Annotated in this window: 3 protein-coding genes; all 3 read left to right on the top strand. The window is 27.0% G+C overall.

The genetic code is table 11. The features are described from left to right. Positions 1–52 precede the first annotated feature (52 nt). Positions 53–532, top strand: coding sequence for a dUTP diphosphatase (locus J5G60_RS18080; protein ID WP_150359036.1), 480 nt, complete (start codon positions 53–55; stop codon positions 530–532). 123 nt (positions 533–655) lie between these two features. Next, complete coding sequence (locus J5G60_RS18075) at positions 656–1,087, top strand: DMT family transporter (protein WP_150359037.1); 432 nt, start codon at positions 656–658, stop codon at positions 1,085–1,087. A 107-nt stretch (positions 1,088–1,194) separates the two neighbouring features. Then, positions 1,195–2,088, top strand: a complete 894-nt coding sequence (locus J5G60_RS18070; RefSeq protein ID WP_150359038.1) for a selenium metabolism-associated LysR family transcriptional regulator — start codon at positions 1,195–1,197, stop codon at positions 2,086–2,088. Positions 2,089–2,144 lie beyond the last annotated feature (56 nt).

Genomic DNA, 2,144 nt, shown 5'->3' with positions numbered 1-2,144 from the left:
TATAAAAACTTTTTAAAAATTATATAAATATAGAAAGAAAGGAAGCCTATTTATGAACCTCACAAAATTATTTGAATTACAAGAAAATTTGGATCAGAGAATTAAAAAAAACATTTCTGTTGATAAAACTTCTTTAATTTCAAAAAAAACCCTTGCACTTCAAGTAAAAATGGCCGAATTAGCTAATGAAACTCGATGTTTTAACTTTTGGAGTAATGATAAAACTATAAATAAAAATTTAATTTTAAAAAGCTATATAAATTCCCTGTGTTTTATGCTGACTTTAGGTATTGAAAAGGGATTTACAGATATTAACGTAAAAATAAAACCTAATGAATATGATATGACATCACAATTTTTAAACCTATATATTGATATAAATGATTTTGTAATATCTTCTTCTAAAGATCATTACATAACTCTGTTTGAAGATTTCATAAGTTTAGGAAACAAATTAGGATTTTCACTAAAAGAAATAGAAGATGCCTATTATAATAATTCTTTTATAATTAAGAGATCCAATTATAATTGACTTTTAATATTCTCAAGATCTATCATCTTGAGAATATTTTTGATCCCTTCCAGATTTTATAAATAGAACTATTAAATATATAGCCCCATTATGGTTAAACTAAATTGTGGAAGGTGATAATTTATGCTTGGCATACTATATTCAATAATAGCTGGAATAAGCATGAGTATTCAAGGTGTCTTCAATACCAGACTCAGTGAAAAAATAGGCCTCTGGGCTACGAATACAATAGTCCAGGGTGTTGGGTTTATAATAACACTAATAATAGTTTTATCATCCGGAAAGGAAAACTGGGGAAATATAAATTGCTGTAAAAAATTATATTTTTTAGGTGGCGTATTTGGAGTAATTATAACCTTTACTGTGATGCAGGGAATTAAATCTTTAGGTACAACTCATTCTATTTCAATAATTCTTGTATCTCAATTGCTAGCAGCAGCTTTAATCGACTTTTGGGGTCTGTTTGATTCTCAGAAAATCAATTTCACTTTCAATAAAATAGCTGGAATAATAATTATGATTATAGGCATATTAGTGCTAAAATGGAAGGGTTGATAAATATTTAAATATATTAGACTAATTTTAAAGATAACTATATAATTAATGAAGAAACATAAATTAATTAAAATAAATCAGTTTGTTCTTAGGGGGGATGCTTAAAAATGGATTTTAAACAAATAGAGGCCTTTATAAATGTAGCTAAGTTTAAAAGTTTTTCAAAGGCTGCAAGCTCCATATTCTTGTCACAGCCTGCTATTAGTTCTCATATTTCCATTCTAGAAAAAGAACTAAAAGTACAACTTTTTGACAGGACTTCAAAAGAGGTATTATTGACTCCTGCTGGAGAGTCTTTTTTAAAATTTGCCATAGAGATTTTAAATACACGTGATAAAGCTATACATACCTTAGTAAATTTTAATAAGACTATAAGTGGTAAACTTAAATTAGCCGCCAGTACAACACCATGCAATGCCTTAGTTCCTTCTCTAATAAAAAATTTTCACAGTATATATCCTGAGGTAACCTTTGATGTTTTAGAATTAAGTTCTGCCGAAATAATTAAAAATATAATAAAATTTGACTGTGAAATTGGTCTCGTAGGTGAACCGGTAAATGATGAAAAAATTAAAAGTTATAAATTGACTAAAGACGAGTTAGTTATAATATCTCCTCCTTCATTTAATATTCCAGACATCATAGATATAGTTTCGCTTTTTAAGTATAATTTCATACTGCGTGAAAAAGGTTCTGCCACTAGAAAAACTTTTGAGGATATTCTCCAGGAAAACGGATACAATATTTCAAATATAAATTCCTATTTTGAAGTAAATAATTTAGACACACTTATTCAATTTGTAAAAAATGGATTAGGTATAGCAGTAGTTTCAAATCAAGTCTTTAGAGATTATATATCCTGGGGAGTCATAAAAGAAAGTAAATTAAAAAATATATCTTTAAACAGGGCAATATATTTAATTTTAAGTTCTAAGAGAACTCTTACTCCAACAGCAAAAGCTTTTTTTGATCTGTGTAAAAAAACTTTTGATATAAAATAACTATTTATACATTTAATTATTTTCAACCGGAGCACATATATTATAATAATTATTAT

The sequence above is a fragment of the Clostridium sp. HV4-5-A1G genome, from assembly GCF_900184915.1.
In the GTDB taxonomy this organism is placed as follows: Bacteria; Bacillota; Clostridia; order Clostridiales; family Clostridiaceae; genus Clostridium_B; species Clostridium_B aromativorans.
The sequence above is the reverse complement of the archived record's forward strand: the minus strand, read 5'-3'. Positions and strand labels throughout refer to the sequence as shown.